Annotated in this window: 19 protein-coding genes; 9 read left to right on the forward strand and 10 right to left on the reverse strand. The window is 53.8% G+C overall.

All coding sequences use genetic code 11. From position 1 onward, the window contains the following. The first annotated feature begins 62 nt into the window (after positions 1-62). Positions 63-782, forward strand: a complete 720-nt coding sequence (locus OOF89_RS21875) for a class I SAM-dependent methyltransferase (protein WP_266082024.1) — start codon at positions 63-65, stop codon at positions 780-782. Between the two features lie 298 nt (positions 783-1,080). Here OOF89_RS21875 and OOF89_RS21880 read toward each other — a convergent pair whose 3' ends face one another. Further along, entirely contained in the window at positions 1,081-1,485 is a 405-nt protein-coding gene (locus OOF89_RS21880; RefSeq protein ID WP_266082026.1) for a DUF1801 domain-containing protein, read from the reverse strand. Between the two features lie 975 nt (positions 1,486-2,460). On the opposite strand from OOF89_RS21880, the gene OOF89_RS21885 reads away from it, so the two are divergent. The 3 genes from OOF89_RS21885 to OOF89_RS21895 all read left to right on the forward strand — a co-directional run bounded on the left by OOF89_RS21885 (position 2,461) and on the right by OOF89_RS21895 (position 7,144). Then, positions 2,461-3,171 (forward strand): helix-turn-helix domain-containing protein, encoded by a 711-nt coding sequence (locus tag OOF89_RS21885; RefSeq protein ID WP_266082027.1) that lies wholly within the window; start codon positions 2,461-2,463, stop codon positions 3,169-3,171. A 140-nt stretch (positions 3,172-3,311) separates the two neighbouring features. Beyond that, a complete protein-coding gene (locus OOF89_RS21890; RefSeq protein ID WP_266082029.1) occupies positions 3,312-4,508 on the forward strand; it encodes an MFS transporter in 1,197 nt (398 codons plus the stop codon). A gap of 1,448 nt (positions 4,509-5,956) precedes the next feature. Next, entirely contained in the window at positions 5,957-7,144 is a 1,188-nt protein-coding gene (locus tag OOF89_RS21895; RefSeq protein ID WP_266082031.1) for an MFS transporter, read from the forward strand. 7 nt (positions 7,145-7,151) lie between these two features. Here OOF89_RS21895 and OOF89_RS21900 read toward each other — a convergent pair whose 3' ends face one another. The 5 genes from OOF89_RS21900 to OOF89_RS21920 form a co-directional block, all read right to left on the reverse strand. After that, positions 7,152-8,249, reverse strand: a complete 1,098-nt coding sequence (locus OOF89_RS21900) for a TrmB family transcriptional regulator (RefSeq protein WP_266082033.1) — start codon at positions 8,247-8,249, stop codon at positions 7,152-7,154. A 144-nt stretch (positions 8,250-8,393) separates the two neighbouring features. After that, entirely contained in the window at positions 8,394-9,776 is a 1,383-nt protein-coding gene (locus OOF89_RS21905) for an Nramp family divalent metal transporter (RefSeq protein ID WP_266082035.1), read from the reverse strand. 235 nt (positions 9,777-10,011) lie between these two features. Beyond that, a complete protein-coding gene (locus OOF89_RS21910; RefSeq protein ID WP_266082037.1) occupies positions 10,012-10,578 on the reverse strand; it encodes a pyridoxamine 5'-phosphate oxidase family protein in 567 nt (188 codons plus the stop codon). Between the two features lie 861 nt (positions 10,579-11,439). Continuing rightward, complete coding sequence (locus OOF89_RS21915; RefSeq protein ID WP_407661680.1) at positions 11,440-12,210, reverse strand: SDR family NAD(P)-dependent oxidoreductase; 771 nt, start codon at positions 12,208-12,210, stop codon at positions 11,440-11,442. A gap of 121 nt (positions 12,211-12,331) precedes the next feature. After that, positions 12,332-12,778 carry a universal stress protein gene (locus tag OOF89_RS21920; protein WP_266082041.1) on the reverse strand — a complete coding sequence of 149 codons (447 nt, stop codon included), beginning with the start codon at positions 12,776-12,778 and terminating at the stop codon, positions 12,332-12,334. A 169-nt stretch (positions 12,779-12,947) separates the two neighbouring features. Here OOF89_RS21920 and OOF89_RS21925 point away from each other — a divergent pair, with 169 nt between their 5' ends. The 4 genes from OOF89_RS21925 to OOF89_RS21940 all read left to right on the forward strand — a co-directional run bounded on the left by OOF89_RS21925 (position 12,948) and on the right by OOF89_RS21940 (position 18,153). Beyond that, positions 12,948-14,345, forward strand: a complete 1,398-nt coding sequence (locus OOF89_RS21925) for a GntP family permease (RefSeq protein WP_266082043.1) — start codon at positions 12,948-12,950, stop codon at positions 14,343-14,345. 1,096 nt (positions 14,346-15,441) lie between these two features. Then, complete coding sequence (locus tag OOF89_RS21930; RefSeq protein ID WP_266082045.1) at positions 15,442-16,410, forward strand: nucleoside hydrolase; 969 nt, start codon at positions 15,442-15,444, stop codon at positions 16,408-16,410. Positions 16,411-16,525: 115 nt separating this feature from the next. Beyond that, positions 16,526-16,867, forward strand: coding sequence for a DsrE family protein (locus OOF89_RS21935; protein WP_266082047.1), 342 nt, complete (start codon positions 16,526-16,528; stop codon positions 16,865-16,867). A gap of 236 nt (positions 16,868-17,103) precedes the next feature. Then, complete coding sequence (locus OOF89_RS21940) at positions 17,104-18,153, forward strand: enolase-like domain-containing protein (RefSeq protein WP_266082049.1); 1,050 nt, start codon at positions 17,104-17,106, stop codon at positions 18,151-18,153. Between the two features lie 264 nt (positions 18,154-18,417). Here OOF89_RS21940 and OOF89_RS21945 read toward each other — a convergent pair whose 3' ends face one another. After that, positions 18,418-19,479: a transcription initiation factor IIB gene (locus OOF89_RS21945; RefSeq protein WP_407661681.1), complete on the reverse strand. Its 1,062-nt coding sequence runs from the start codon at positions 19,477-19,479 to the stop codon at positions 18,418-18,420. A 166-nt stretch (positions 19,480-19,645) separates the two neighbouring features. On the opposite strand from OOF89_RS21945, the gene OOF89_RS21950 reads away from it, so the two are divergent. Then, entirely contained in the window at positions 19,646-20,368 is a 723-nt protein-coding gene (locus OOF89_RS21950; protein ID WP_266082051.1) for a helix-turn-helix domain-containing protein, read from the forward strand. A gap of 165 nt (positions 20,369-20,533) precedes the next feature. On the opposite strand, the gene OOF89_RS21955 is transcribed toward OOF89_RS21950, so the two are convergent. The 3 genes from OOF89_RS21955 to OOF89_RS21965 all read right to left on the reverse strand — a co-directional run bounded on the left by OOF89_RS21955 (position 20,534) and on the right by OOF89_RS21965 (position 23,201). After that, a complete protein-coding gene (locus OOF89_RS21955) occupies positions 20,534-20,992 on the reverse strand; it encodes an ester cyclase (protein WP_266082052.1) in 459 nt (152 codons plus the stop codon). A gap of 508 nt (positions 20,993-21,500) precedes the next feature. Further along, on the reverse strand, positions 21,501-22,274 hold the full coding sequence (locus OOF89_RS21960) for an alpha/beta fold hydrolase (protein ID WP_266082053.1): 774 nt from the start codon (positions 22,272-22,274) through the stop codon (positions 21,501-21,503). Positions 22,275-22,439: 165 nt separating this feature from the next. Next, positions 22,440-23,201, reverse strand: coding sequence for an IclR family transcriptional regulator (locus tag OOF89_RS21965; RefSeq protein WP_266082055.1), 762 nt, complete (start codon positions 23,199-23,201; stop codon positions 22,440-22,442). Positions 23,202-23,305: the final 104 nt, after the last annotated feature.

Genomic DNA, 23,305 nt, shown 5'->3' on the forward strand with positions numbered 1-23,305 from the left:
TGGATCGTCTATCTCACCGACGCATGCCGAACAGAAAATACAAAAGAGACACCCCGAACCGAATGGAAACGAAACCACCGATTCCCGGTCAGTCGATCGCCGCGGCGGTTTCCGAGCGCTTTGACGTCGCTGAACATCGACGATATTTCGCTCGTGATCTTGAAGGGGTGGTACTAGATCTCGGCGCGGGAAACGGTGCAATGTTTCCGTACCTACAGACAGCAACCCAGCGCGAATCAGCACTCGACGTGTATGGAATCGAACCGGATCCCGGCAGGCGAAGGCAGGCAAAGCGAACAGCTAGCAGGTACGATCTGAACATCGATCTGCGATCAGGACAGGCTGAATCCTTGCCTTTTGCGGACGATATGTTCGACGTGGTCATCGCCTTCGCGGTGTTCTGTACGGTTCAGGACCCTGTACAGGCCCTCGAAGAAGTCCACCGCGTCGTGAAGCCGGATGGCGAATTCCGTTTTCTCGAACACGTTCGGTCGGACGGTCTGTGGGGTTACATTCAGGATATGATAACACCACTCTGGAAGCGAATCGACAACGGCTGTCACCTCAACCGTCGAACGGACGAGTGGATCACAGCTGGTCCCTTCGCCCTCGAAGAAAACGAAACGCTGAGCATTGGTGTTAGTCCGTCGAGATCCTTCGTGCGTGGAAGTGCCACGCCAGTGAGCCAAACCGAGAATGACAGCCGAATCGAGAGAAACGAACGTGACCCTTCGGTCACCTTGAAGTCGTCAAGTGATGAACGATTTCGGGAATCGCACTGAAACATGCAGACGAAAGCGACCGGATTGATGATTCTCGGCACCATCGTGGCGCTTCTCGGTATAGTATGGTCAGTTCAGGGTCTCGGAATCATACAGATAGATCCCATTCTGTGCACCGTAGATTGCGAACCGATCACTGGAAAATCAGTGCAGTGGACGGTTATCGGCGTGATAGCACTCTTCGCCGGAATAGTCATCGTCTCGGCGGGGCTGAGACGCGTACGTCGATGATGCTCCCCTTGGAGTCCTCACCACAATCATGGGAAAAGGAAGCCATCTCCCTGGGTCGATCGCGTGTTTACGACTCGTTCAGGGCCACCGCGTCGCGGACAAGCGACTTGAATGCCTTCTCGTCTATCTCGTACCCCTCGTGAATATCTATGGCGCGACTGACTTTGGCGTTCAGGCTAGCGTTGAAGAGACTTGCCGGATCCTCCAGGGAAGCACCCTTAGCGAAGGTCAATTTCACCTTCTTCTTGTACGTTTCGCCGGTACAGATATTCCCGCTGTGGGTCCACACCGGGACACCCTGTGGGTTGGATGGCTTTCTCCATTTTACTTCCTCGACGACATCCGGGTCGGCTTCTTTGATGAGACCACGCATCTGGGAAAGCGTTGTACCCCGCCAGTCGGACAGCTCCTCGATTCTCGCGTCGATGAGCTCGGAGGGGGATTCGTCAGTCTCCGGGGCATCACCTGCCATGACTTCTCTCCTCTCGGAGTCTCGAGCCGTCTTCGTTGAATCGGGATGCTGAATAGCTGAGTTGTGTACCGGAATGGAATTTTCTCAGCGACTCGCGCCACGTCGCCGATCGGGAAAACGCCCGGGTGCGGAGTGACGTATCGCTCAGTTCATGGAGCGCCTTACGTCCGTAACCCCCGCTCTCATCGGTCGCTGTCGAAGTAGTTCGTTGGTTCATACTACTCACAGCTACTCAGGAGACGCACGAGAATACGAATGCTGCCTAACACTTGAGGTGGCTTTATCGTCGACGACGGGTGTTCTCCCCCTCCTGAAGGGATACATGCCGCACCTCGACGATATGCGATGTAGGCAAGAAGAAACACCTCACTCGGAATCGTTCGGCAGGCCTTTCCGTCCCGTCCGCACACATTCCCAACATGGGAGCCCTTCGAGCTCAGCACAATCACATTCGTCCGGTTCCGTATTCTCCCCTCTGTTAGCGACACTGTGTGTTCTCCCACCAGTTTCGTTGGCGAATGCGACCCCGAGGAGAGGGAATTCTACGACATCTATCTCCGATGCACGGATCATAGAAACCATTCGTTTGAGGGCGTCATAATCATGAGCGAACACCGTGGTGAAAGTGGTTAGCCGACCGCTTCAGGGACGGGATAACTGGCGAGAGGACGCTTCTCGCGTCACTTTCACAGGCGTTGTCCTGAGGTTTTTCGTGTGTCCGAAGCATCAAAAAACATCAGTTAGTCTCGTCGAACAGAACATCAGCTCGGGAACGGCGGCGTCGTCAGCGACCGCTAACAATTCCCATCAGAACACACCTCTTGAGAAAGGAAGTCACTGATCCGCCGACACCCGAATATCGCCATTCTTTGGTCGCTGCGATATCGAAGCGGCGCCCCTGTATCAAATTACAACCCAACTCTTGCTGGCGATTTGAGTAAGATAGATATAGATCTATCGTATACACACTTCCCGATGACTGGCACGATCGTGGAGGTGACAATCCCTGCCGAACAGTTCGCGCTTGAACACACGCTCGGCGAACTTGAGACAGTGACGCTCGAAATCAAGCAAATGGTCGCTACCAATCGGGACAGCTTGATGCCCTTCGCGTGGATCGAAACGGACGAACGCACCGCCATCGAGGAGGCATTAACCAACGATGAGAGCGTCGCTGACTTTCAACTGATTGCCGAATTGGACACGGAGTGTTTATATCAACTCGAATGGGTGGCTCGTATCGACCATCTCATTCGCATCCTCGTCGAGGAGAACGGAACCGTACTAGCTGCAACCGGCCAAGACGATACGTGGCATCTCCGCCTCCTATTTGCCGATCACGATGCAGTAAGAAACACTACCGAATACTGCGAGAATAACGGGTTGGACTTTACGGTCAATAATATCCTCGAGTTCAACACCGATCATCGAAACCGGTTCGATCTCACCGAGACACAGCAACGAGCATTACAGCTTGCTGCTGAACGCGGATACTATTCCGTGCCTCGCGATAGTACCGCCGATGATTTGGCCGAGGAGTTGGGAATCACACATCAGGCGCTCTCTGAACGACTTCGACGTGCCCACGGCAATCTCGTCGATCAAGTATTCGTTGAAAGTACCGGAACCCGGGAGCCACCGGAACTGACCACTGGCGAATCCGGCGAGGATACGATGGCCGAGTAGCAGTGAGTATCGTGGATATCAGTCACTATCTGATGCTATCGCGAAACTGAGATAGCGATACAAAGGGGAGTTCCTGTCTGACGATTGCCGAGACCGAAACCCTCTCCACATTCTATCGCAAATATTTCCACCTACGCTAGATGAAACGGTTTCAAATCCTCCAAGAGTCCCTCGCAACGACGGTCATATTTGCTAGCACACTCGTCGCAGTCATGGGTGTGTCACTCATCAGTCCTGTACTCCCCGAAGTTCAAGAAGCATGGAATATTACAGAGGCACAAGCAAGTCTGTTACTCTCTGCATTTACCCTCCCAGGAGTATTTTTAACAATTCCAATCGGAATACTCGCGGATCGAATCGGTCGCAAGCGAATTCTCATCCCATCGCTCGTTGTCTTCGGGATTTGCGGATCCGGAGTCGTCCTGTTCTCGAATTTCGAGACAATACTCTTTCTCCGTGCAATCCAAGGTGCAGCCAGTAGCGCGATTGCGACACTTACAGTCACGTTGCTTGGTGACCTCTACACCGGTGAAAAGCGGCGAACTCTGATTGGGATGAATGCTGCAATCCTCGCGGTGGGTGCGGCCGGGTATCCACTACTTGGAGGTGCACTTGCGACGGTTTCCTGGATGGCACCTTTTGTCTGCTTCTTTCTTGGAGTAGTTGTCGCTTTCCCCGGTCTAATCTTTTTGGAAGAGCCTTCCTCCACCGACGAAAATACGGACAGTGATATCTGGGAATTCATGACCAGTTCAACGTCAATGAAACCCTACCTCGTACTCTACACCGCCATATTCGGTATTTTTCTTGTTCTCTATGGTGCCCAGCTCACGGTAGTCCCCTTCATTCTTGCCAATTCCTACCAGTACTCGTCAGGAACGATCGGGATTCTTCTCGGCTTGCCAGCAGTAGCAATGGGTCTGACAGCTGTACAAGGAGACCGACTGCTTCAGTTCTTTTCGAGCTTCCAATCTATTGCACTCGGATTCATGAGCTATGGTATCGGTCTCGTCGCGATATCGGTCGCTGATTCCGTGTATCTGATCGTCGTTGCCCTTTTGTTGTTTGGACTGGGTCAAGGGCTCGCTGAACCGATCACAGACACTGCACTCAACGAACTGGCACCCGATGAATTTCGAGGGAGTATTATGAGTATTCGAACCAGTGTGCTTCGACTTGGAACTACCATCGGGCCACCCCTCTTCGTTGGGGTTGCTGCATTTTTCAGCTACACGCAAGCACTGTTGATCGGTGGTGCAATGTCGTTGTTTATCGGGGTCAGTTGGCTGTTCGTTCGGAGTACCCGGATATCACAAATAGCAGTTTCCGATCCGTGACAACCCCCGTCCGCTAATCGCAGTGGCTTTACGAAGTCCTCATTTTGGCCACAACAGCACTCGAAATGCACATTGTATTACCGGTGACCCTCGATAGCAATGGATCGAACGATAAAGTGTGGGTTTTTTGCGAAACGGATGGGGTCGAGAATGCGATCCTATCCGATTACAACGGTATAATCATCGACAAATGATAGTACGGTCGTAATTGGCGAATATGCCCACAGTTCTCCGTACGAAAGTTCCTACGCGATCGCTTGCCGAATTGCAGCGTCCGAATGCCAACAGTACGTGACTAGAAAACCGGAGTCAGATTCGAACCGGAGGCGGGGACGACCGGCGCTTTGGACCCAGAATGCGCTGAATAATACCATCGATATCTGGCTGAGACTCCTCCTCTGGTTCGTCCGACGGGTAATGTGGAACTGTCATTGGGCTTCACTCAATCTAGTAGTACGCCATCAATTATAATAATTATTCACTGTTGCAAGATAGGTTTTGAGTAAGTCGGTTATCGCCTTACACTAAAGTTTATAAATTTCATGAAGTCTTGAAATGCAAAATGCAGCGACACTACTTCCAGCATGAAGGAGGAGCAATAGTGAGAACGCAAGCTGCAGTCAACAACCCGTGCGAATCATCCTCGTGTCGACTCTGTATCACGGGAACTGCGTTATTGGAATTCGTTCAGTATTCGTTGGGCCTTCCAGCATATGGACAGGAGTGCCGTCAGCGTGTCGTCCATCGCAGTTTCGACGACGGTCGTGTGTTCGCTGTCCACGTCCCGATGGGTATAGTGTAGTAACCTTGGGAAAGACGCGGTTTCGTGACCTGTACTCACTCGCTATACACCAAACCAGAAAAACAACGCGATCCAAAGCAGGAATACGAACACGGCCGCAATGATCAGACCCTTCCAGAACGTCCGATATTGGTGGTGTGAAACATCTGCTGGAGGTGCATTCTGCTTCGACCAGCGGCAATCAAGGATACTCTGCTGCTCAGCTTGCATTTCCCAGTGGTCCATAGTATCCGTATAGTACCATCATAAGTTGTTATACACATCCTTCTAAATGATAATCACTGGCTACGAGGTAAATACGCGCCCAGACGTAAATTCAGCTTTCTGGAGATATAACGGTCTCTGCGCACTTGGTGTTCGATTTCCGTCTCATTTCAGTTCGCTCACTTCTCTATTTAAATTGAACTATTATCGGTCGCAATACTGCGGTTTTACGGTGAGTGGACGTTTACGGATACCCACTTTACAACAGATATTGTTACTTTCGTTGACAATTTTTATCCGGTTTCGGTGGCCACTAGCGATCGATGAACACGTGGGACTATCTCACAGTTGCTAGGCGAAGAAACCCGCCGGACACCGAATTCGGCTCCGTTCGTGTCGATTCGGGACGCCGATCACTCGCCGACACGACCCTTCCAAGCCAATGAGCACAACAGCTCGACGTGCCCGTTTCACCGACACCCTCGTATTCGGAATCCTCGGAGTACTATTCGGGACGTGGGCGGTCCGCATCCCTGCAATAAGCGCCACGCTCGATCTTTCATCGGGTGACATCGCGGTGGCACTCGTCGGGTTGGCGTGTGGCAGCCTCGTCGGACTCCCATTGAGCGGGATTCTCGTCTCACGGTTTGGCAGTCGAAACGTAATCCGGGCTGGACTGTGTATCTACTGTCTATCGCTTCCGTTGGTCGCACTCAGCAGCGGGCTTGCCATGCTCGTCGGTCTATTGTTCCTCTTTGGCTTCGGAAAAGGGCTCATCGATGTCGCCGCCAATACGCAAGGTGTACGGATCGAAACTGCGTATTCAGGCCAAATAATGGGGAGTATCCACGCGATGTTCAGTGGCGGAGGATTGGTCGGGTCGGGACTCGGTGCGGTCGCTACGGATATCGGACTCTCTGTCGAATCCCACTTCGCGATCGTCAGTGTCACATCGCTCACCATTGGACTTCTGACGAGTCGATGGTTACTCCCGACCGACGGCCCAATCGGCGCAACGACAGGTACTGGACGGACCTTCGCACTTCCCTCTCGAAAGTTAGCGGGGTTCTGTGTCATCGGGTTCTCCGCCTTGTTCATCGAAGGCGTCGTCAACGATTGGAGTGCCGTCTTCCTCGAAGATTACACCGGTGCGAGTGCGAGTATCGCCGCGCTCGGATTCGCAGCGTTCTCGCTGATGATGATGGTCGGGCGGTTCTCGGCCGATCACGTGGTCGAACTAGTTGGGTCCCACCGATTCATCCGCATCGCCGCTGGGGTCGCTGCGATCGGCGTTGCGCTGACGCTGATCGCTCAAACCGCGCTCTCGATCGTCGGCTTTGGTCTACTGGGGATCGGTCTCGCGGGCATCATGCCGGTCACGTTCAGTTTAGCGGCGAACGCCGACCCCGAGACACCGACCGAATCAGCCGTCGCCGCCGTCTCGACTGCTGGCTACGGAGGGTTTGCAGTCGGACCGGTAGCGATCGGGAGCATCGCCGAGGCAACGACACTGCGCTTGGCATTCGTTTCGGCGTTCGCACTCACCATCCTCATCGCGCTACTCACGGTCGTTCCAACGGTCAGCAACACCACATACGGTGACGAATCGACTGCGCAGGTTTCGGACTAACGGCCCATCAGGACGGTAGGATATCAACTGACGATTCGTCGATCCGCTTGATCGTGAATCGCTTGGCGGCAACGTCTTCGGTGAGTGCTCCACGGCCACCAATAGTGTAGCTGCCGTCGGCAGTCTCGAACCGAATTCTCGCTTCCGCGGCTAGTTCGAGTAACGACGCGGATGTTTCGTCCGGACGAGAACCGGTATATTCAACGCCACCGAACCGACCCGAGAGCATACATTCGCGGCCGGTACGGACGAACTCACCCTCGATGCGACCGGTGATGATCGCACCATCGTTGAGTGCCGGTTCGATGCCGCGGATACATTCAGTGATCTCGACGAATGTATAGGGTGGCCGATCGCTGCGACCGTCGAAGATCGATTCGTAAACTTCCCACAATCGAGTCAGATAGTACCAATGGAAGACATACGCCAACGTGTAGTCGTCGACGAGAACGCCGTACTCGGACGACAGTTGGTTGTGTGTCGCATAGCATGCTTGCTGGCGGTCGGCCAGTAATAGAAACGGCCCGGGAAGATCACGTCGTCGCACTTCGGTACAGACACCCTCGAAGTCGGAGGAGTCGAACGGCAGTTCCTCGTCGGGTGAAACGTGGAGCGAGAGCTGAACGTGAACGTCGCGTTTGTGGGCATTTCGAAGCTCTGTGCGGAGTCTCCGGAACTGATCCGGTGTCGCGGCGAACTGAATATGGTCGGTCGCCGCTTCGATCGTCTCCTGGGCATGTTCGAGAACGGTCCGAACCCCACGGACGAGATTTACGTCACCATCTTGGACATCGGGTGTTTGATATCTCGTTTTTATCTCCGAAATCGCGTTCTCGTACTGATTTATCGTCGTCCGCAGTCCGGAAAGTGCGTCCGATGGATCGTTCACTTGAGCATACAGTCGATCACGATCATAGGTGGTCACATAGCCGTCGTTTTCCAAGTCTCTGAGTATATCGTAGATTCGCGGTTGAGGCACGTCGCTAGCCGTAGCGATCTCGCTTGCAGATGCGGATCCGAGTTCTAGCAGCGTCGCGTATGCGCTGGCTTGATATGGGGAGAACCCAGCTTCTTCGAGAATCGTAAGAAGTTCGTTCGTCTCCATCGGTCCAACGTTCGGCGGCTCTCGACTTATGTCTGCGCCATCGGCTTTGCCGATATCGATCGCTTGCTATTTTCGACGAGGCAGATTGGGTCGCAATTGTCACGTCGAAAGTACTGTTTCAATTCCAGAGATAACAATCACGGTTCAACCGATGATACCCAATCGAGCAGCCGCTCCGAGTAGGCCAAAGACGAATACAAGAAGCGTCGCGATGGCGTAGTAAGACGTAGCAGCTGTTCCAGGTTGGAACGGCTCAGGGAGATGTTTGCGAACGATGTAGTAGTTCGCGATATAATAAAAGAACTGGAAAACTGCGACCATCACCGCAGCGCCAACGACGAGGGTGACTGGCAGTGAACCAATAGCGAGTACGGGGACGAGACTGACGACGGCCATAAATAGCACGAACATCTTTCGAGTCCGTTCGGTGTCCATGTCACGTTCGAGAACCATCGGAAGAATATCACTGGCAACTCGTGGGGCACCATCGAGAAGTGTAATAACAGTCGAATAAAGTGCGGCGAAGCCACCGATAATCATCGCCCAGTACGCCCATGCCCCGAAGGAATTTTGGAGTAGTTGCCCCGTTACAATAGCGAGATTTTCGTTCGTTGGTGGGTTGGGATAGAGGACGTTTGCAGCCAGCAGAATCATTGCGACGATGAGGATGAAAGTAAACCCGTATGCAATGTTGAAGTCTCGACGTCCGGTTCGAATCCAAGCGGCGATATAGTCATGATACCGATCGTCGTTCGGATCGAGTCCTTCGGTTCGGAGTGCACGGGCCCCCTGCTTCTTTGCAATGGACCAGCTTCCAAGAGTGATAGTAGTACCGAGGCCAGTGGGGGCAAAGCCTGCCATTGCGGCGAAAAGACCGAGAAATACCGTCGACCCAAAGTCGGGCGTTTTGAACGACGTTTCTGCGATGATGTTTGGTGATGGTGGTGCGACAAAGGTCCCCAGAAATGCCAATAACCCAAGGGATACGACGAATAGTTTGAGTATCGTTTCGAGAGCAGAATAACTCGAGAAGAGTACAAGAACGGTTGCAATGCCAATGAGTAAGACGTATGCAGTAAGCATGTTGAGGCCCGGAATGAGAGCCGCAGTGAAACTGGCAGCACCCGTGCCAACTGCACCTGTAATGATCGTTTGGGGGAGTACAATGATAAATAGGGCGACCCATTGTGCCCAGTGATTGGGGCCCGGCAATTCCCCATAGCCCTTGACAGGGTTGCGTCCAACACCATAGCTATAGCGGACACCAAGCTCCCAACCGCCATATTTCACGAGAAAGATCACGGCTGCGATCCAAATACCAAATACGCCGTAGAGACCTCCAATCGTCGGTGCGAGAATAATATGACTCGATCCAATGGCAGTAAGGGCCCATAGCATCGAGGGGCCGAAATGTTCGCGCATGAACGCGACCCAGCTTTCGGCAGGATATTCGAGTTCGAGTGTTGCATGTTCTGAGTCCTCCGCTTGCGGTTTCGTCTCCTGGAGATTTGAGGTGTCTGCTGACATACCTTGACACGTTATAACACACCAATACACAGTATTATAAATACTAATCGATAGCCTGAGAAAAGATGCTCGTAAACGATGAGACCGGGTATAATGTGATTCGTATTATGTTTATGGGTCGGGGTCCCTATCGTGATCACCAAGGAGCGGATACGCTCGAGAGTAGGTGAACATCCGCTCATTGGGCCGAAGGGCTCTCCGATGGTTAAAGGGAGTGTCGATAAAAGGATTGTACTCACCGGGTAGAGTCGAGACTGTACGCTCCTGGATGATCAGGGTCCTTCCAGCCTTCTTTACCACTCCATGATTCGACATCAAGACGGTAGACGGCAGTCCGATCGACTGACTCCTGAGCGATTCGCTCATAATCCTCGCCTTCGGTCAATTGCGGTGCAAACTTCTCCATGAACTGCTCAAGAACCGCTCGTTTCTCCGCGCTGGCAGCAAGCAGATCGATGGCTCCGTAAGCGACCACACTCGAGTATTCGACGGTGAAGTTTACCGGCTCATCGGCCGGGATATATCGCCCTTTCTCGCTCGTGGTGAAGGAAGCACGCGGATCGTCGTTGCGCTCGATGAGATCGTGGGCACGTCCCGCCTGTGCACCGTGGAGGTAAATCACACCCTCATCTCGATCGTAGACGAAGAGTTGTGTCACAAGATGAGGGATGTCATCATCGATAAGACCGAGCACACCCGTTTCCTGCTCGGCAAGAAACTCAGGTATCCATGCCGGATCGTCGATTGCCTTTCCTTGATAACGGATCGAATCGGTGACGTTTCTTGGGTCGTTCTGGGTCATCTCTACTGTAGCAGACAGCGACGGTAAAAATGGTTTTGAAAGATCTTCGAAATTATCAATTTCGGCCACTGGTCTGACAGCTCTTTCGGAACGGATCCAATCCGAGAAATCACGGCGAGGAGATCTTCAATATCCCGCTCGCAAGCGAGTAAGTGTTATACTCGCTGTTATGCAGCCACTTGAACCCGTAATCATGATTCAGTTGCGGAAGAACCGGGGGACGCGTCGTCTGTCTATGAGGTTCCGATCGATTTGCGCCGGAGAGAATCGTAGTTGTAGTTTGATTTTGAGAGATTGGTCATAATTTCTTTTCCCGGTACGTCCATTGGTTGAATTGGCTCGAGGAAACTCGGCCACCACCCCCCTATCGAAGTGAAGTCAGAGGCACATCAGCCGTCGATAGGGTCGTGAGCTGTCCGCTCAGTTCACATCAGCTGCCCACCTACCATCCAACCTACAGTATCTCCCAGTCCGACCGATTCGTGGGCATGATCCCGCAACCATGCCCGCGGAGTAGCCCTCTCGGACTGGGATTTCTATCCGGGAGAACGAAAAACACAGATGGCTGTGAGTACGTGTTCGATTCGACCGATCTGGTGGATCGTAGTGTCTCCACCACTGTCGTTGACGAGTGCGGAAGTTCGTAGTCACGCGATTTCTTGCGGTGTAATGGATACGAATAGCCTGAAAATACCTCGGAATAAGACGCCGACGGGTGAAAGGTCTACTCGTCGGTGAATATGGGAATCTCAGGGGGGAGGATGCGTCGAGAATCGATTGTACGCGTACGTCCGTGATGCGAGAACCGATACACGAGAATCCGAAGACGAAACGATATAGATTCGATTCGGCGTGATCAGCTCAGGACTTGCTACCCCAACCGAACGAGAGCCACCCCCCGTCCGGGTGGAGAATTTCGCCGGTCATGAAATGCTCCCGCTCAGCGAGGAAGGCTGCGCAGTTCGCGACTTCCTCGGGGGTACCGAACCGACCGAGTGGGGTTCGGTCGATGACATCCTGCTCGTCAAATCCGATCTGGTCCTGGGCATCGTCGACCATATCCGTCCGAATGTAGCCCGGTGAAATAGCGTTGACTTGGATGTCGTGTTCTGCCCATTCGACGGCCAGACAGCGGGTGAGGTTGTTGACACCTCCCTTCGACGTGTTGTAGGGAGTTCGACCGGTTTGCCCCTGTTCACCCATCATGCTGGAGACGTTGATGATGCTCCCGCCGGTGCCCTGTTCGATCATCCGCCGTCCGGCCAATTGTGCGCCACTGAACGCGCCCGTGAGGTTGACGTCCAGGACCCGTTGCCAGTCGGAAAGCGACATCTCCTCCGCCGGCCCACGGATGTTGATACCCGCGTTGTTCACCCATACATCGAGGGAACCGAACCGTTCGACGGTTCGATCGACGAGCGCACTAAGCGAGTCAGCGTCCGTAACGTCGGCTTCGATTGGGGCGACGGATTCGTTCCCGGTTTCGGCCGCGATTTCGTCCGCGGCCGCTGCCGCTCGGTCCTGCGAGCGTGAGTTGATGACGACGTTCGCGCCACGTGATGCAAACTCCCGTGCGATTGCGAAACCGATGCCGCTACTCGAACCCGTTACGACGGCGGTCTGGTCGTGCAATGTGCTAGTCACGGTTAGTGGATATCGTGAGATGGTTTTATTTTTCCGGTTTTAGCCACTATTTCTTCATCAAAAAAGAGAAATATAGCCAAATGTTGCAATAATCAGGAAAGATAGGGCGTCATTCGGTAAGGACGGTAACAGGATGGTCGAAGTCGAGGATGACTTTCTGCGTGGCATCGCCGAAGAGGGCTTTTCCGGTCGGCGACCGCTGGCGTCCGGTGATGAAGACGTGGTCACAGTCGTACTCCTCGGCGGCGTCGAGGATCGTATCCGCCTTGTCACCGAGGTAGCCGGTCACCTGGTACTCGACGTCGAGTTCCGAGAGTACCTCGTCGCCGATGTCGCGGGCGAACTCGGTCGCACCATCTTTGGCTTCGCCGACCGTGTAGTTCGCCGAACTGCTCATGAGCGATTCCATCGCGTCTCGACGAGCTCCGTACTCCTGTTCGGTGGTGATGTGAGTCAGTACCAGGTCAGCGTCCGATCCGTCGGCGATGATACCCGCTTCGTACAATAGTTCCTTTGCCGTTTCAGTAGGCTCGACGACGGCGAGTGCACGTTCCATGTCTAATGTGAGACAACGTGAAATAATAAAACCAGCGTTCGTTTATCGAAGCAAACAGATAATACAATATTTTTCATATATGAGTTTCATTTGTTAACGTTCATTATTAAATTTCGTATTATAATGGAAAATGTTTTCAATGGGTATCAATGACATGGAGGCGCAAGTCATGGCAATTGAATTCGCACAGAGTCCGCTGCTGACGTTCGTAGTCGGACTTGTATTGGTCGTTCTCCTGTTAGTCGTTTGGGATCTTCCAGCATTCGTCGGGCTAGCTATCGCCGCGTTCGGTGTCGGTTTGCTCAACGCGGTGTTTGTCGCGGACTTTACGTTCGGCGACGCGGCGACGAAAACGGCGGCGGCGTTCGGGGATGGTATGACGGGAATCGGTATCCCGATTCTGATGGCATCGGTAATCGGGAAATCGATGCTCGAAAGCGGGTCCGCACAGCGTATCGTCCGGGCGTTTCAATCGGCCGTCGGAAAAGGGAACTCCGACATCGCCCTGTGGGGAAGCAGTACCATCCTCGCGATACCGGTGTTCTTCGATAGCGTGTTCTACCTCCTGGCACCGCTTGCACGTTCGATGCGTGCTCGCGTGGGCAAGAACTACGCGCTATACCTCATCGCCGTCGGGGCAGGTGCATCGGTAGCCCACGTATTCATCCCACCGACGCCGGGACCCTTGGCAGTTTCCGATCAACTCGGAATCGCCAACCTCGGGCTAACCATCCTCATCGGTATCATCGTTGCCATCCCCTCGGCAATCATGGGCGGGCTCGTGTACGGTCGCTGGATTAACAAGCGAATCACCATTCCGCTTCGGGATGCGATGGGAACGACGACGGAAGAACTCGAAGAGCGTGCAAACCGAGATACCAAGGACCTTCCCGGCGTTCTCGAAGCTTCCATGCCGATTTTCCTCGCTATCGGGCTGGTCGCTTCGTACACAATAGTCGATACGTTCAAGGATCCGTATCCGGTCCTCGCAGATTTGCAACCGGTGGTCGCCTTCATCGGGGACAAAAACGTCGCGCTGACGATCGCCGCCATCGCGGCGGCGTACACGTACCTCCGCTGGTCCGACCTCTCGCGGTCGCTCTGGGAAGAGGAACTCACAGAGGCACTGAAGAGTGGTGGTAACATCGCCGCCATCACCGCGATGGGTGGCGCGTTCGGGGCACTTCTGGCCGCGTCCGGAATCGGATCGTACATCGCGGATCATCTCCAGGGTATCGGTATCGGTCTGCTCGTGACCGCGTGGCTCATCGCCGCTATCGTTCGGGTCGCACAGGGCTCGGCGACGGCTGCCATGCTCACGGCTGCGGGAATCATGGCACCGCTGACCGGTCAGTTATCGGTTAGTCCGGTATACATGGTGATGGCAATCGGAGCGGGCGGAAACATCTGTTCGTGGTACAACGACTCCGGGTTCTGGCTCGTCAAGGAGATCGGAGGACTCACGCAAGCGGAAACCTTGAAGACGTGGACGATGCTGACGACCATCATCTCCATTACGGGCCTCGTGACGGTACTCATTCTCTCCTCGCTCATCCCGTTGGCGTAGGTAATCCGTCATCTGCGGGACCCGATTTTGACCATCGTTACGTCGTAGTACTTCGTATTCGAGGTGAACGGTCGGGAAACCCTCGGACCGTCGTCAATTCGGACGTGACAATCATTCGACGACCGCTAGTTGAATTTCTCGACACACACCACAATACCGCAATGGAATCCGTTCTCGAAAACGGAGGTAGTTAGGCTGTGAGAACTTGATGGAAGCGACGATTGGATTCTTCGAGTTGCCTTTCCGGAACTGCATGAACGGAATAGCCATGATCCATATCGCGATGCTTCCGAGCTGCGATTCGTTCTGCTTGCTCGGCGGATAGTCGATAGAGAACAACGTCGACTTGCTCTTGCTTTTTAGTGACCACGACCGCATATGGATCTGTATCCTGGCACGAGTCCCTGTCATTCCGACTGTTTCGATCGGTTTGTGTCATTGTGTCACCTTGTGTCGCTCTCGTGGTAGGTTCCCACTCTACCAAACAACAACTACGACGTACGCATAGTAATAGTTTACAGTTCATTTACAGCTTCGAGATAGCATTAAAAACATGATTGAGGAAGTATACTTATGGCGCTGGAGAATTCGATTCCAATTTGAGTTGATGGGTCACTGAGTGTCCGAATGAAGTATGCGTCAGTATGAGCACTGCAACTATCCCCATCTATCTTCGACAAAACCGTGTAAGTGCTCCGCGATATGGAATCTCGCTATAACCGTCGCTTCCCACTTTGCTTTCGCTCGGGATTTCCCTTCGGACTGTAGAGGTGGAAAAACCGAGAGTCGGTAACGGATTCATCGCTGGAAGGCATGTGAGAATGCAATATTCATATACGGTATTTGCATACTGTATTTGTATTATACTCCGTATTCAATTATGTGACACCAGTAGACGATCGCCAATTGGGGTACGGATTCGTAGCGAGGACTGCGGCGGTCGATTGCCCGGCGTCAAAAGAGGGTTCGCGACCCGGAACAGTTCTACTATAGTGAGTATAGTCGGTCGTTTCGCTATTCGATCGTGTATCTCAAACCGTCATCCGAGACGAATTTGGTCAGCACTTACTTGAAAGACCTGTCCGTACGTATTTTCATGACCGAAGAAACGCGACGGGTGATTATCGATACCGACACGGCGGGCGACGACACACAGGCACTCCTTCTCGCAGCGACCGCCGATGACATCGAAATTGAGGGTGTTACCATCTGTACCGGAAACATCGAATTCGAGTACATGGTGGAGAACGCGAAGTACACGCTAGAGATGGCGAATATTGGCGACGACGTCACCGTCTACGAAGGTGCACGAACGCCGCTCGTGAAGAAACACGAATATGCCGACTACGTTCACGGAGAAGGAGGACTCGGAGGCGACCTGTTCCCGGATACTGGAATTCCCTCCGGTGACCGCCACGGCGCGGACTACATCGTCGAAATGGCTCGCGAGAATCCGGGAGAGATCACGCTCGTCTGTATTGCGCCGCTGACGAACGTCGCGCTTGCACTCCAAATAGAACCGAACCTGAACGAATTGCTCGATGAGGTGTGGGTGATGGGAGGGAACGTCAACTGCCTCGGCAACGTCACCCCCGCAGCGGAGTTCAACTTCTGGGCCGACCCCGACGCCGCAAAGCGGGTGGTTCGTGATCTCGATATCGTACTCTTCGATTGGGGCGTCACCGTTCGAGACACCGTCTTCGACGCCGACCTGCTGGCCGAAATCGACGACGGCCCCGACACCGAATTCGCATCGTTTTTCGCGGAGATAAGCGCTGCCGTCCGCGAGTTTAACAAGGAGTCACAGGGCCGAGACAGAACGACGCAACCGGACGCAGGCCTGATGGCTGCACTTATCGAACCGGCCCTCATCGAATCGGCCGCGACGTACCACGTCGATGTCGACGAACGAGAAGGGTTGACCCGCGGATACACTTTGGTGGACGAGGACGACGTCACAGACGGCGAGGCCAGAACGACCGTGATCGAGTCGTTCGATACCGCCTCGTTCCACCGGATGTTCAAGGACATGTTGTTCGAATCGACCCCGACGGAGTCCCTATAACCGGATCGACTCTGTCGTCCGGCGTTTGTCGATCGAGAAGAGTGAACATGCTCGGAAGTGGACAGTTGGTATCTCGATGGGAAATTTTTACCCAGTAGTTTCCCATCGATAGATTGTGAAAACAGTTTTCCACGTTAGTGATGGAGCGGACGAGATACAGGACGCTGCGATCCGATATGCGGGCGGGATCTTTGAGGATGAGTCCGTCGATATCGACGCTGTTGCGGTAGTTGCGAACGCATCGGGAATCGAACTCGTTCGGACGGACTCAGCCTTCGCCGAGGAGATCGGTGCGCTCTCGGAAGGCGACGTTCGATTCATCGCGTGTGAAAAATCGATGGAAGCCGCCGGATTGACGTCCGACGATATTCTTGATACCGTCGACACAGCCCCCACCTCCGTCGGGGTGCTTACCAGGTTACAAGAAGAGGAGTATCGGTATATCAAAGTACCGTAGTTTTCGTACAGATTCGGAACGAACGCTTCGTCATCCGGGGTTCCACCGAGGACTCCCCCCACCCCGAATGCTGGTTTCATCGATGGCAAAAACGCGTGGGGACATGAGTAGCGGTCGAGAGTGGATGCTCTTGGTGTATCTGAGACCAGGGGACGAACAGATGGCATGAATGTTATCAGGTTCGGCATCTGTCCCTCTTACCTTTTAATGATCTAAAGACGTACCGTGTCCCGACGATGCTATACGACCACGTCGCCGATCTCGATCTCCAGATCGATGGGTATGACCTCGAACGACACGAACGGGATACATCTAGCGGGTTCGTCAGGGCGACGACCGTCGTCTCGTTACACGGCGATGGTGAGATCGGGCAGGGCGAGGACGTGACGTACGACAACGATGCCCATGACACGCTTTACGAGTCCTCGGAGGAATTTTCCCTCACAGGGAAGTACACGCTCGATGAATTCTCCGAGCAGCTCTCCGGGATCGATTTCTTCCTCGGAGACGAGCCAAATCAAACGATCTTCCGGAACTATCGACAGTGGGCGTTCGAAAGCGCCGCCCTGGATCTCGCATTGAAACAAGCCGATACTGATCTCGCTACCCAACTTGACCGCGAGTATAACCCGGTACGGTTCGTCGTGAGTACGCGACTCGACGACCCACCAACCGGCGACCGTATCATCGACTGGCTCGATCGGAATCCAAATTTGGAGTTCAAGCTCGATCCCACATCTGACTGGACCGACGACGTCGTCGATCGGTTGGCTGCGACTGACGCAGTTCGAACGCTCGATCTGAAAGGCCAGTACCACGGGACGACTGTGGATCAGCCTGCCGATCCCGCGCTCTACGAACGAGTCGTCAAGGGATTCCCGGACGCGCTCATCGAAGATCCAGCACTGAACGATGAAACACGGCCGCTATTTGAGGGACAGGAAGGACGTGTAACGTGGGATTACCCCATCCGCAGTGTTGAGACGGTTACGGAACTACCGTGGGAACCGAAGTGGCTCAACATCAAGCCGTCGCGGTTCGGCTCGGTTCAGTCGTTGCTCGAGACGATCGATTACTGTCACAACCACGATATCCAGATGTTCGGCGGCGGCCAGTTCGAACTCGATGTCGGTCGAGGACATATTCACGCAGTTGCATCGCTGTTCTACCCGGACGCGCCGAACGATGTGGCTCCGAAAGCATACAATGACCCAGATCCCAGTGGTAATCTGCCGTCGAGTCCGCTTTCGCCACCAGAAACGCCGCAGGGACTCGAATGGGAATGAAAAAAGAAACAGAACCAAACCGGCAATCAGTGTCGTCTCATCGCCTTCGATGATCTCTTGGAAACGGAGTTCGTCACACGCCGAGTTGACGAAGACGCACCTTTCGCCACACATCATACATTCACGGAACAGGGGCAATCGCATTGTTCCGTCTTCGATGAAACCGAAGCTTGGTCGAACGGGTGGCTATAGACTCAAAGTTGAAACAGTTGACTTAGACCCGGTTACACTCTGCTGCTGTAGACACCGATGTCTGTGTCGTCATCAGTTACGTGTGACTCCTCTGGAGTTCTGGTCTGCAGTCTCCAGTAGCTCTTGGTAGCGATTCCGGATCGTTACCTCACTCACATCCGTTACCTCGGAAACCTCGCTCTGCGTCATCTTTTCGTCGGTGAGCAATCCGGCTGCGTAGAGCGCCGCTCCAGCGAGCCCGACCGGACTTTTTCCGCTGTGGACGTTTGCCGCCTTCGCTGACTGAAGGAGTTCATGAGCACGTGTCTCGAGTTCGTCGCTGACGTCGAGTGCGGATGCGTACTTCGCAATGTAGTCCTCGGAATTCGGCGGTTGGATTTCAAGACCTAGTTCCCGGCCGAGATATCGGTAAGCGCGCTTGAACTCCACCTTGTCGACTCGGCTGACGGCTGCGACCTCGTCGACTGATCGGGGGACCGCTGCCTGGCGGATTGCGGCATAGATCGCGGCGGTCGCGATACCCTCGATGGATCGGCCGGGGAGGAGGTCCTCCTTTAGTGCGCGGCGATAGATGACGCTCGCCGTCTCTCGAACAGTCTTCGGTACGCCGAGGGCGGATCCCATTCGTTCGATCTCGCCGAGTGCTTGCTTGAGATTGCGTTCTTTGGAGTTGCGCGTGCGGAAACGCTCGTCCCATGTTCGTAAGCGCTGCATCTTCTGGCGCTGGCGTGATGAGAGAGACCGACCGTGAGTGTCACGGTTCTGCCATCCAATCTTGGTCGACAGCCCGTTATCGTGCAGTAGCTTCGTCGTCGGAGCACCGACACGAGCCTTCTGATCGCGTTCTTCGCTGTTGAATGCGCGCCAATCGGGACCGTGATCGATTTCACCTTCGTCGACGACGAGACCGCACTCCCGGCACACGGTCTCACCGTGTGCAGTATCGTGAGTAAGCGATCCGCCACACTCAGGACAAACGCGTTGCTTCTCGGTCGATGTTGTTGATTCTTCGTGTTCGTTCTCGGTCGATACGGTCGATTTCGTGGTTAACTGCGCAGTCGTGTTGGTATCCTTGTGAGTGGCATTCTGGTGTTCGGGTGGATGGCCCGAACTACTCTTGCTGCACTCTGATATAAGGGTACCACGACCATGAGTCTTTGGTTGGCATGAACCAAATAGAGATTTCGACTACACCAGTACTCATCTCAAAAAGACATTATTAAGGATAGTACTCGACTTTTTCGCTATATCGGCCTTCAACAGCCAAAGTCTATTAGCTTAGCATGAGCTAAGATATGATATGCGCGAGTTCATCTTTACGATCGAGTACGATCCGGGAATCGATCCGATTACAGACATATTCATCGATTATCCAGCGACGATGGCTAAATCACTCGCCTGCTGTGTGACGGCTCGGAGTATGTGGCGAGTTGATCGGATCACTGGTCCAACAGACGCACTGTCGTCATTAGAGACGATTTATCTCGATTCAAAGCACTGTAATGAGTGTCTCGGCTCACGAAACTGCCACACACCCAGTGAGTATGCGGAGTTAGATAGCGATACTAATCAGCGAACGATCTATACGTATCAGCCTGAAATCGAAGGCTGTCATTCGGTTCCCTATCGCGCAGCACAACAGCTCGGTGATGGTTTACTCTTCCAAACGACACGCAACGAATCCCAGTACGAGTGGCGTATTCTCATGCGCGATAAGACAGCAGTTGGCGAACTTTACGACACGATTCAACAGGAGCTCCGCGATGGTGTACGGATTGAACTCGATCAACTAGGCACGCCAGCTCATTGGTGTGAAGAGGCCGTCACCATCGCCGACCTGCCATACGCACAACGAGAGGCACTCATCGCTGCTGTCGAACAGGGATATTACGAGACGCCCCGTGAGACGTCGGTCGAAGACATTGCTGATAGTGTCGGTGTTCCGCGTTCGACCCTACAGTATCGATTGCAGCGTGCCGAATCATGGCTCGCGACACGCTTCATGAGCGAATCATATTCGTGAGTAACTAACTTGTCGGAAGTCGAAGTAGTCGTGTTGCGGGTGGGGTTTCACTCAACACGGCGTGTCTTGCTCCATACGTATATCGTGTGTCCATCCCGTGTGCACGAGGCTCGATCACTGCGGTATTCTGCCAACGAGAGAAATAACAGGCCCGCTGTCGCTGTTCTACGGTTGGTCGTCCATTTCCATTGCGGCAACGAGTTCATCCGGAAGCGCGCCGATCTGCATGAGCATGCCCAGGATATTGACTTCTTGCCACGTTTCGGCGAGTTTCCCGTCTTCAAACCGGTTGATGTCGATCCCCGTGACGGTTACCTCTTCATGCGTTGGATCAATCCCCATCATTTCCCCGACGTGTTCTCCCGTCTGTGACCACCGACCGATCACATAATCGTCGGTTGAAATGAGTTGCTCGGTTACTATCGGTCCATCTATGATGCCAGCACCCATCTCGGCCATTTCTCGATAGACGTCACGACCGCGCATCGGTTCTGGCATGGATTGGTCGTGCAAAACGTAGTCTTCGGCAACCAATTCGTCGATCGCATCGAAGTTGTGGTGTTCCCAGACCTCCTCGTTGAGACGGTGCGTGAGTTGCTCGTTTTCTTTCGTTTTAGTGCTCATAATTGTCTCTCCTCGTGTCCGCAGCGTTTCGACGCCATCCCAGTGCTTAGTTATGAAGTCGGGGAGGGAGAATCGTGTCGGCATACCGTTTTCCAACCGTACATTGCGCAATCCGACCAGAACTGTCATCCTCCTAGAGTGCCATTATGACGTCTCTCGGAGACGTCTACACTCACTATCCAGATGAAAGTACGAATGGTTGCGAGTATCGTGTCGCGTCTTATTACTCGTCTATGACGTATCTGTGGCAATTTTCCATTGATTTGCACGCTCGGTGTCCCGTGTATTTCCATCGATTCTTAGGAATAGAGAATGCGATAGTTCCATCGGAGTCACGGTTCGACGATTCCCCCATCGCCTTCCGTTTCGATCGTTACTACACTGTTCGCCGCTGAATCAGTGCAATCGACTTCATTGGGACGATCCGGAACAGCTACCTTATCGATCATAGCGTGACATCCACGGAACCCCGTTTTCGGAGGAGTAGATGCCGATGTCACGGGTTTTCTCATTCGGTTTCGACCGAATCACTGAGGAACTGTCGAATCAGGTGCACCGTCGTCCCGAATTCGTCGCGTCGAATGCAGTGACCTGCATTTGTGACGTGTTCCAACCGGGCATCGTCGAAGCGATCGACACGCTCTCGATCGAGGGCACGTTGGTCGTCGTCGACGTCGGCCCTCAGTATGAGCGTCGGGCAGGTGATTTTCGAAAACGTAGTCGATGGTCGGCGGTATCCGTTGCGGAAAATCTCTGTAACGTCAGTGGATACTCGTCGACGGGCATGGAAGAGATACTCCTTCCATGCTTCGTGTTCGAACGACTCCAATAGCGCGGTGCACGATTGATTGTGCCACGATTCGATCAGTTCTCGCACGTTAAATATCCGCTCCTCGGAGGCGCGTTCGTGAATGCCATGGAGCATTCCCGCCGGATCTTCTAGGACGAGCGTTCGTGGAAGCGTGGGATACGTCGCTGCGAGACACGCGACGGTGTTGCCGACCATCGAGTGTCCCCAAAGGATGGGAGAGTCGATGCTGAGTTCATCCAGCAGGCCAGCGAGGTCGGCAACGCGATCGTCGATGGTATATCCGATCGATGGTGCATCGGATAGACCATGTCCTCGGGCATCGATAGCGATGACGTCGAATTGATCCGTGAATTCGGCCATTGTCGGTGCGAAACAGCGACCATCGTCGTAGAGACCATGAGCCAATACAAGCGTCACGCCATCCGGGTTTCCAGTGCGATAGTAGTGGATATCGATCCCGTTTGTTTCCACGAACCCATCTCCCCAATTGCTTATCTCGGGACTGGAGGGTTTCGGTGCATGCATGGTGACTCCGTGTTGCTCTCGGTCCGACAATGTATCGGTTGAAATCGCGTGACGATCATCGTGTACACGGAGTATTCAGAGGGATTTCGGGGGGATGATTCGTGACGGGCATCAGGCATATCGGAGCTTTATCCGGATCGTCTCCGTGATGTTTTCGACGCTTTCGGGAATCGTCTCATCGAATCGGTCCCCATTCATCCGACTAACAGGTCCGGAGACCACGATGGCGGCGTTCGGCTCTGGGGGGTCACAGAGGAGCGGGACGGCAACGCTTCGAATTCCCTCGATTCGCTCCTGATAGTCGAATGCAACCCCTGTCTCACGGATTTCTTCAAGTTCTTCCATGAACGCTTCGCGTGTCGTGATGCAGTTCGGACCGTGGTTCGGAAGACCTCGACGGTCGAGAATCTCGTGCACTCGTTCTTCAGGCTCGAACGCGAGTATCGCCTTTCCCCCAGCAGCGGAATGAATATGGAGCCTGATACCGATGTAAGTGTCCGTCTCGATCGATTCTTCCCCCTTCGAGATGTATACGTGAGCAGCGAGACCGTGGTCTTCGACGACGAGCGCCACTTCGTCACCGAACTCCGCTGCAAGCTGGTCGATTTTTGGCTTCGCAAACTGATAGAGGCGCGTCCGATCTCGAAGTTGTCCACCGTTTTCAAGGAACCGATACCCGAGATTGTACTCTTTACCACGCTTGATAACGTACTCGCAGTCGCGAAGCGTGTTCAGGTGACTGTGAACGGTACTGACCGGGATGTCCAAGCACTCCGCGAGTTCGGATACTCCGGCGTACCCATCGATCTCTTGGAGTGCGTGCAGCACCCGAAAAGTGGTTCGAACAGCCTTGATTCCATCACCTGAAGACATATTTGCCGACAAGCGGTCGAGGGATTAAGTCTTTCCGGTATCACTGAAAGGAAACGGTCGAGATACCAGTTAACCACAAACACATTCGGTAGTGGTGAATTTAT

The sequence above is a fragment of the Haladaptatus caseinilyticus genome (genome assembly GCF_026248685.1).
Taxonomy (GTDB): Archaea; Halobacteriota; Halobacteria; order Halobacteriales; family Haladaptataceae; genus Haladaptatus; species Haladaptatus caseinilyticus.